Here is an 8839-nt window from a genome sequence, read left to right as displayed (position 1 = left end):
ACACCCCAATCCGGGCAGAGGCTTGCGTGACCGCCATCCCCTGCCGCAGAAGTGAAAAGAACTCATCCTTCAGCGCATCGGGCGCCCGATAACCACTCGGCATGGCAACCTCCAAAAATCAGATGTTGCAACGACCGTATGATTCTGCGAGGGGATTATTGGCGCTTGGTGACCCCGCGTTGTTTGGTTTAGAGCCCGACGCGTTTAGAGCCCGACTTCGGCGGACTGCAGGAGCGCGACGGCGTCCGGCTGGCCTTCGAAGGTGACGAGCGCGTGGCGGGTGCGGCCGTGGGCGTGCATGAGGAGTTCGCCCGGCTCGCCGACGATGGCCACCGACACGGGGGCCCGTTTGGCCACGTGCCTGGGGCCGGACGGGCTGACCAGCACGATGCCCAGATCCACGCCGCGGTACAGGATGGCTGCCCGCTTGACCAGCTCATCCCACAGGGCGTCCGAGTACTCCTGGTCGAGGGCGCGCGGGGCCCAGCGGTCCACGGCGCGGCGGACGTCCTCGGTGTGCACGAAATACTCGATCAGGTTGGAGCTCTCGTCCAGGGCCTTGATCCGCAGCGGCGACAACGCCGGGGGACCGGCGCGGAAGTCGTTGACCAGCTTGGCGTAGTCCTCGGGGGTCTTCAGCGTGCCCGCGAGTTGGGCCGTCGCCTGGTCCGAGGCCTTGGACAGGCGTTTGAACATGAGGCCCAGTCCGACGGCGATTTTTCGCTCGCGGAGGTACAGGTGCGCGGCAAGATCGCGGGTGCGCCAACCCGCACAGAGCGTGGCAGCATCGGGACCGGCCGCCAGCAGGGTTTCGGCCAGGACTTCTCGGGACGGTTCGACGAAATGCATCACTTGTGAAACTAGCACGAGACTGCCGTGCGTGGGCACAGGAATCGCCGCCATGACCGTGCCCGGCACCGTCATCGGGCGGGTGGATACGGCAATCAGCCCCATTGGCGCGCCAGTGTTAAGCGGCGGGCGGACCCGCAGGCCGGCAGCCTGCCCGGAGGCACTAGACTTGATCTGATGTCTGAGCAGCCCGCCCCCGCCAACACGCCCGCCAACAGCGTTTCGACGCAGCCTGAGCCGGCAGCGTCGGCGAGCCCCCTTCCGGCCGGACTTGCCGACGCCCTCAAACGCGACAGCGCCGGCCTGGTGGCCGCGATCGTCCAGCAGTTCGACACCCATGAGGTGCTGATGCTGGGCTGGATGGATGACGAGGCACTGCACCGCACCATGACGACCGGACGCGTGACCTTCTACTCGCGCTCCCGCCAGGAGTACTGGCGCAAGGGCGACACCTCCGGGCACGTGCAGTGGGTCAAGTCGCTCGCCATGGACTGCGACGGCGACGCCCTGCTGGTCCGGGTTGACCAGGTGGGCGCGGCCTGCCACACCGGATCCCGGACCTGCTTCGACGGCCGCGAGCTCGACGCCGTCGTCGGCCACGCAGGCTAGGCGCCCCCGGCGCTTCCACAAGCTTCACGAACCGGACCCAGGCAGGATCCCATCACCGGATCCGGTGACAGGTCCCCCTAAAGAACAGGCGGAAAGCACAGCCATGCAGGACCTTGGAATCATCAGCCCCAGCCTCGAAGAGTTCCGTGAACTCGCGGGCCACAGCCGCGTCATCCCCGTCCGGCTCAAGGTGCTGGCTGACGCCGAAACCCCGATCGGGCTCTACCGCAAGCTCGCCCAGGGCCAGCCCGGGACGTTCCTGATGGAGTCTGCGGCCGTCGGCGGATCCTGGTCGCGCTACTCCTTCATCGGGTCCCGCTCCCGTGCCACCCTGACCACCAAGGACGGCAACGCGCACTGGCTGGGCCAGCCCCCAGTCGGCGTGCCGCTGGACGGCAACCCGGTGGACGCCATCCGTGACACCGTCGCGGCCCTCCGCACCGAACGCTTCGACGGGCTCCCGCCGTTCACCTCCGGCCTGGTCGGCTTCCTGGGCTGGGAAACCGTCCGGCACTGGGAGAAACTGACCAGCCCGCCGGAGGATGACCTCAACCTGCCGGAAATGGCCCTCAACCTGGTCACGGACATGGCGGTCCACGACAACATGGACGGCACCGTCCTGCTGATCGCCAACGCCATCAACTTTGATAACAGCACCGAACGCGTCGACGAGGCCTGGCATGACGCCGTCGCCCGCGTGAAAGCCCTGCTGGAGAAGATCAGCCGCCCCGTGGAGCAGCCGGTCTCCGTGCTCGAAACGGCCGCCCTGGATTTCGCGTCGAGCGTGCAGGAACGCTGGGACGAATCCGAGTACCTCGCCGCCCTGGACCGCGGCAAGGAAGCGATCGTGGACGGCGAGGTCTTCCAGGTGGTCATTTCCCGCCGCTTCGAAATGGAATGCGGCGCCGACCCCCTCGACGTCTACCGGGTCCTGCGGAACACCAATCCCAGCCCCTACATGTACCTCTTCAGCTTCGAGGACGCCGCGGGCCGCGAGTACACGATCGTCGGCTCCTCGCCGGAGGCGCTCGTGACCGTGACCGGGGACGAGGTCATCACCCACCCCATCGCCGGCTCACGGCCGCGCGGCAAGACGGTGGAGGCGGACAAGGCCCTGGCCGAGGAACTGCTGGCGGACCAGAAGGAACGCGCCGAGCACCTGATGCTGGTCGACCTGTCCCGCAACGACCTCTCCAAGGTCTGCGTCGCAGGTTCTGTCGACGTCACCCAGTTCATGGAGGTGGAACGCTTCAGCCACATCATGCACCTCGTCTCGACCGTGGTCGGCGAGCTGGCCCCGGCCGCCAAGGCCTACGACGTTCTCAAGGCAACCTTCCCGGCCGGCACCCTCTCCGGTGCCCCGAAGCCGCGGGCCCTGCGCCTCCTGGACGAGCTGGAACCGCACCGGCGCGGCATCTACGGCGGCGTGGTCGGGTACCTGGACTTCGCCGGGGACATGGACATGGCGATCGCGATCCGTTCGGCCCTGCTCCGGGAAGGGCGCGCCTACGTGCAGGCCGGCGGCGGGATCGTGGCCGATTCGGTCAACCCCACCGAGGCCCAGGAAACCGTCAACAAGGCCGCCGCCCCGCTCCGCGCCGTGCACACCGCCGGTTCGCTGCACAACATCACCGCTGACGCCGTCATCGACTCAGCGCCCGACGCCGGAGCGGAGGACTGATGGAGCAGCCGGAAGCCACCGCTAAAAACACCGTTAAGACCACCACGCGACCCGCAGTCCCAGGCTGGGCCCGCAAGTCCACCCTGGTCCTGGTGATCGCCGCCCTGGCGCTGGCCGTGTTCGGGACCACCACCCAGACCTGGCTTACGGTGCACTTGGACCCCACCCAGCTCGGCGCGGCCGTGGCCAGCCAGGACGGCCTGCAGGTCCAGGGCAGCAAGGCCGCGACCACCGTCACGGCCCTGGCCCTCGTTGCCCTCGCCGGCGGCCTCGCTGCCTCCATCGCCGGCCGGGTGTCCCGCTGGGTCATCACGGCGATCATCCTGCTCGCGGCCGTGGGCATCGTCGCCGCGGCAGCCGTCGTGCTGGCGGACCCGCTGTCCGCTGCGCAGGGATCGATCGCGGCCGCCACCGGGATCAGCGGCAGCAGCGTCCAGGTGGACGTGACGGTGTTCCCCGTGATCGCCGTCGTCGCCGGCGCACTGCTGGGGCTCAGTGCCCTGGCGATCGTGCCGGCCGGCCGCTACTGGAAGAGCCGCACCAAATATGACGCGGCCGCCGCCGGCGGAACCGCAGCTGGTGGCACAGCCCCGGCCGCCCCCGCGGACGAGATCGAGAGCTGGGACCGCCTGTCCCGCGGTGACGACCCCACCTAAGCCGATGCCGAGGCCAATAACGCCCGCCAAAAAATGGCAGAATGTAAGCAGTATTCATCCTGAGGAGATTTCAATGAGCAAAGCCACTGTTTCCGCATCCACGTCCGCTGCGCCGAAGGGCGTCTACGACGACGTCGATCACAGCGAAGCGCCGGGTCACGGCAACAGCCCGGCCGCGTGGACCTGCGTGATCGTGATGCTGGTAGGCGCCCTCATTGCGTCCATCGCGTTCGTGATCGCCAACACCCCGATCTTCGTCGCGGGCGCCGCCATCATGGTGATCGGCCTGCTTGCCGGCTGGGCCATGCGCAAGGCCGGCTACGGCGTCGGCGGCAGCAAGCTGAAGAACTCCGGCCACTGAGCGTGAGCGTTCTCGACGACATCAATGCCGGTGTCAGGGAGGATATGCAGGCGCGCCAGCGTCTGGTCACACTTGCGGAACTGAAGGAGCGCGCTGCCGCTGCGAAGCCGGCCCGTGACGCCTGGGCCGCCCTGGGCGGAACCTCCGGCACCCGGGACCAACTCAAGGTGATTGCCGAGGTCAAGCGCCGCAGCCCGTCCAAGGGCCGCCTCGCGGACATCGCCGATCCCGCGTCCCTCGCCGCGCAGTACGCCGACGGCGGGGCCGCCGTGATCAGTGTCCTGACCGAGGAGCGCCGTTTCGGCGGCTCGCTGGCCGACCTCGACGCCGTCCGGGCCGCAGTGGATATCCCGCTGCTGCGCAAGGACTTCATGATTGACGAGTACCAGATCTGGGAGGCCCGCGCCCACGGTGCCGACCTGATCCTGCTGATCGTGGCCTCGCTCTCGGACGCCCAACTGCGGGACTTTACGGCCCTCAGCCGCGAGCTCGGCATGAACGTGCTCGTGGAGACCCACACGGCCGAGGAGATCGAGCGCGCAGTCGCCGCGGAGGCCCGGATCATCGGCGTCAACGTGCGCAACCTCAAGACGCTCGACGTCGACCGTTCTGTTTTCGCGGAGCTGGCCGGCGGCATTCCCGCCGGCGCGCTCGTGGTTGCCGAGTCCGGTGTGCGCGACGTCGAGGACGTCAGGCACTATGCGGCCCGCGGCGCCAACGCAGTCCTGGTCGGCGAGGCGCTGGTCAGCGACGCGACGCCCCGCGAGCGGATCGCAGAATTCATGGCTGCCGGCGCAACGGCAATCGCCGCCCGCGCCTGAGCCTGCCGGTCCGGGCGCCCGCGTCCGGACCGAAAGCGGTACCGGGCCCGCAACTGCCCGGACAATGAGCGGATCTCGTCTGCAGATCCCCAAAGCTAGCAGTGGAACAGGATGGTGAGACTGATGGTCGATGCGCCAGCAGCCGGCTCTGACGAAAGTGCCGTGGACGCGTTCCTGCAGGGCGGTCGCCCCCAGGAGCACCCCGCACAGGGTGAACAGTCCCTGCGGCACGCCCCGGGGCCCTACTTCGGGAACTATGGCGGCCGGTGGATGCCCGAGTCGCTCATCGCGGCACTGGACGAGCTCGAGGACACCTTCGAGAAGGCCAAGGCCGATCCCGAGTTCATCGCCCAGATCGCCGACCTGAACAAGAACTACTCCGGCCGGCCGTCGCTGCTGACCGAGGCCAAGCGCTTCGCCGAACACGCCGGCGGGGTGCGAATCTTCCTCAAGCGCGAAGACCTCAACCACACCGGCTCGCACAAGATCAACAACGTCCTGGGACAGGCGCTGCTCGCCAAGCGGATGGGCAAAACCCGGGTCATCGCCGAAACCGGCGCCGGACAGCACGGCGTGGCCAGCGCCACCGCAGCTGCCCTGCTGGGCCTGGAGTGCGTGGTCTACATGGGCGCGGAGGACTGCCGCCGGCAGGCACTCAACGTGGCCCGGATGGAGCTCCTCGGCGCCACGGTCATCCCCGTGACCAACGGATCCCAGACGCTCAAGGACGCCATCAACGAGGCCCTGCGCGACTGGGTCGCAAACGTGGGCAACACGCACTACCTGCTGGGCACCGCCGCCGGAGCCCACCCGTTCCCGGCATTGGTCCGCTACTTCCACGAAGTGATCGGCGAGGAGGCCCGGGCCCAGATCCTGGACCAGGCCGGCCGGCTTCCGGATGCCGTTTGCGCCTGCATCGGCGGCGGCTCCAACGCGATCGGCATCTTCCACGGCTTCCTCGATGACCCCTCGGTCAAGATCTACGGCTTCGAGGCCGGCGGCGACGGCGTCGAAACCGGGCGCCACGCGGCCACCATCACCCTCGGCAAGCCCGGCGTGCTGCATGGCGCCCGCTCCTACCTCATGCAGGACGACGACGGCCAGACCATCGAGTCGCACTCGATCTCGGCCGGCCTGGACTACCCGGGCGTCGGCCCCGAGCACTCCTACCTCGCCGACATCGGCCGGGTCAGCTACGAGCCGATCACGGACAGCGAAGCCATGGAGGCCTTCCGCCTCCTGTGCCGCACCGAGGGCATCATCCCGGCCATCGAGTCTGCCCACGCCCTCGCCGGCGCCATCAAGGTGGGGCAGCGGCTCGCCGCAGAAGCCGCCGCAGGCAAAGCGTCAGACAAGATCGTGCTCGTGAACCTCTCCGGCCGCGGCGACAAGGACGTGGCCACGGCCGCCGAATGGTTCGACCTGCTGGCCGAGGATTCACCGGAAGCGGAAATCGCCAAAGAGGGGGAACAGCTGTGAGTACCGCAAACGATGCCAACCGGGCAGCCGACCAGTCCAGCAGCAAGTCGGCCGCGGCCATTGACCGTGCCCTTGCCCAGGGCCGGGCAGCCCTGATCGGCTACCTGCCGGCCGGCTACCCGAGCGTTGAAGCCACCATTGCCGCCGGCATCGCCCTTGCAGAGAACGGCGCCGACCTCATCGAGATCGGCATCCCCTACTCCGACCCCGTCATGGACGGCCAGGTCATCCAGGCGGCCACCACGGAGGCCCTCGCGAAGGGCTTCCACGTGCGGGAGGTCTTCGACGTCGTCCGCGGCATCACGAGCAAGACCGACGCCGCGGTGCTGGTCATGACGTACTGGAACCCGGTGATGCGGATGGGCGTGGACGAGTTCTCCCGCCGCCTGGCCGAGGCCGGGGGAGCCGGGCTGATTACGCCCGACCTCATCCCCGACGAGGCTGCCGAGTGGTTCGCGGCCTCGGACAAGTACGGACTGGACCGGGTGTTCCTGGTGGCTCCCTCGTCCTCTCCGGAACGCATGAAGCGCACTGTCGACGCGAGCCGCGGCTTCGTGTACGCCGTCTCCATCATGGGCGTCACCGGCGCCCGTAGCTCGGTCAGTTCCGCCGCCAAGGATGTCGTCGCCGCCGCACACGCCGCGGGCGCCGAACGCGTCTGCGTGGGCCTCGGCGTCTCCAACGCCGGTCAAGTCCGCGAGATCGCCGAATATGCGGAAGGCGTGATTGTGGGCACCGCCCTCGTCGCGGCCATCCGGGACGGCGGCGTGGATGCTGTAGCCTCCTTGACGAAAGACCTCAGTACCGGCCTCACCAAGGAAGAAGCGTAAGCAATGCAGTCAGTCCTCCACGCGGCGGCGATGATTCCCGCGAGCATTCCGAGCCCCAGCTGGTCCGGATTCGACATCCCGCTGCCGTGGGGGGCCCTGCGCATCCACGCCTACGCCCTGTGCATCCTCGCCGGCATCATCGCCGGCCTGTGGCTGACCTCGGTCCGCTGGGCGCGCCGCGGTGCCCCTGAGGGCAGCGTCTGGGACATCGCCATCTGGGCCATCCCGTTCGGCATTATCGGTGGACGGCTCTACCACGTGTTCTCCTCGCCCGATGCCTACTTCGGCCCTGGCTTTGACGGCACGGGGGACCTGTCCCTGATTCCGCAGATCCAGCGCGGCGGCCTCGGCATCTGGGGCGCCGTCGTGCTGGGCGCCGTCGGTGCCTGGATCGGCTGCCGGCGTGCCGGGGTGAAGCTGAGCGCGTTCCTGGACGCCGCGGCCCCCGGGCTGCTGCTCGCCCAGGCGATCGGCCGGTGGGGCAACTACTTCAACCAGGAGCTCTTCGGCGGCCCCACCACGCTGCCTTGGGGGCTGCAGATCGATCCCAACAGCCCCAATTTCCCGGCCGGCATGCCCGCGGACACGCTCTTCCACCCGACGTTCCTCTACGAGTCGCTGTGGAACCTGGCCGGTGTCCTGATCCTGCTGGCCCTGGACCGGCGATTCAGCTTCCGCCGCGGCCGCCTGTTCTGCCTCTACGCCATGTACTACACGCTGGGCCGCGTCTGGATCGAGGCCATGCGGATCGACGACGCCGAGCAGATCAGCCTCTTCGGGATCACCACCAGGCTCAACGTCTGGACCAGCATCTTTGTCTTTGCCGGAGCCCTGATCGCCTTCATCATCCTGGGGCTGCGGAAGCGCTCGGAGCCGGACACCCCGTTCCTTCCGGGACGCGAACCGGCCGAAGAAAATGCTGTCGAAGAAAAGACGGCGGAAGCAGAGACTGCGGACGCAAAGACAGCGGAAGCAAAGACTGCTGACGCAAAGTCAGCTGCAGCAATGACCGCGGAGACCAAGGCTGTGGAGCCAGGGACTGCGGAGGAAAAGTCCGCGGAGACCAAGGCCGCGAAGAAGCCTGCCGAGCCCAAAACGGCTACTGAAGCGGCTGACGCCGGAGCGCATGAACCCGCGGCGACTGACGCAGAAGAAGGGGAGCGCGCCACCGTCCCCGCGGACGCGGCATCCATCCACCATTCGGACGCTGCTGTCTCAGATAGTGAATCCCGTGATAATCTCCGGAATAACCAAAGCGGGCCAGTCCCCGCATCCTCGGATGCGGTCAAGGACTCCACCGGCGGCACCATGCCCGCCACCGGAGTTCCGGCAGCCGGAGTATCCGGCCGCCAGGGAACTGGAACCGCCCCGGAGGCTGAGGGCACCAAGTAGCTCAGCGCCGGACATCGGGTTGCGGAGCCACCGCTCGCAGGGCCCGACTCCACAGCGTCGTGGCAAGAGGGATTGCAGTGGGCAGCAGATAGGCGCTGTCCAAGCAAGCCCGGGTCAGCACCTGCGTAACTGTTAGTACAGGAGGCCGGGCTGGCCTACAA

Annotated in this window: 9 protein-coding genes; 8 read left to right on the top strand and 1 reads right to left on the bottom strand. The window is 68.1% G+C overall.

The features are described from left to right. Window positions 1-204: 204 nt before the first annotated feature. Window positions 205-849 (bottom strand): TIGR03085 family metal-binding protein, encoded by a 645-nt coding sequence (locus AC1DDO_RS22680; RefSeq protein ID WP_476869117.1) that lies wholly within the window; start codon window positions 847-849, stop codon window positions 205-207. 177 nt (window positions 850-1026) lie between these two features. Between AC1DDO_RS22680 and hisI the strand changes: the two genes are divergently transcribed. The 8 genes from hisI (at window position 1027) to lgt (ending at window position 8678) form a co-directional block, all read left to right on the top strand. Next, window positions 1027-1458: a phosphoribosyl-AMP cyclohydrolase gene (gene hisI, locus AC1DDO_RS22675; protein ID WP_441409819.1), complete on the top strand. Its 432-nt coding sequence runs from the start codon at window positions 1027-1029 to the stop codon at window positions 1456-1458. 103 nt (window positions 1459-1561) lie between these two features. Then, on the top strand, window positions 1562-3139 hold the full coding sequence (locus tag AC1DDO_RS22670; RefSeq protein WP_476972817.1) for an anthranilate synthase component I: 1578 nt from the start codon (window positions 1562-1564) through the stop codon (window positions 3137-3139). Beyond that, window positions 3139-3795, top strand: coding sequence for a Trp biosynthesis-associated membrane protein (locus tag AC1DDO_RS22665; RefSeq protein WP_441409817.1), 657 nt, complete (start codon window positions 3139-3141; stop codon window positions 3793-3795). Before AC1DDO_RS22670 ends, AC1DDO_RS22665 begins: the two co-directional genes overlap by 1 nt. A 73-nt stretch (window positions 3796-3868) precedes the next feature. Continuing rightward, window positions 3869-4156, top strand: a complete 288-nt coding sequence (locus tag AC1DDO_RS22660; RefSeq protein ID WP_229995248.1) for an HGxxPAAW family protein — start codon at window positions 3869-3871, stop codon at window positions 4154-4156. 2 nt (window positions 4157-4158) lie between these two features. Further along, entirely contained in the window at window positions 4159-4977 is an 819-nt protein-coding gene (gene trpC, locus AC1DDO_RS22655; RefSeq protein WP_476972816.1) for an indole-3-glycerol phosphate synthase TrpC, read from the top strand. 123 nt (window positions 4978-5100) lie between these two features. After that, window positions 5101-6456: a tryptophan synthase subunit beta gene (gene trpB / locus AC1DDO_RS22650; RefSeq protein ID WP_476869086.1), complete on the top strand. Its 1356-nt coding sequence runs from the start codon at window positions 5101-5103 to the stop codon at window positions 6454-6456. Then, window positions 6453-7286 (top strand): tryptophan synthase subunit alpha, encoded by an 834-nt coding sequence (trpA, locus tag AC1DDO_RS22645; protein ID WP_476972815.1) that lies wholly within the window; start codon window positions 6453-6455, stop codon window positions 7284-7286. Before trpB ends, trpA begins: the two co-directional genes overlap by 4 nt. 3 nt (window positions 7287-7289) lie before the next feature. Further along, window positions 7290-8678, top strand: a complete 1389-nt coding sequence (lgt, locus tag AC1DDO_RS22640; RefSeq protein ID WP_476972814.1) for a prolipoprotein diacylglyceryl transferase — start codon at window positions 7290-7292, stop codon at window positions 8676-8678. The last annotated feature ends 161 nt before the right edge of the window (window positions 8679-8839 follow it).

It is taken from the genome of Arthrobacter sp. 10N43 (assembly GCF_056394525.1).
Note: the sequence above shows the minus strand (reverse complement) of the source record. Positions and strands in the feature narration are given on the sequence as shown.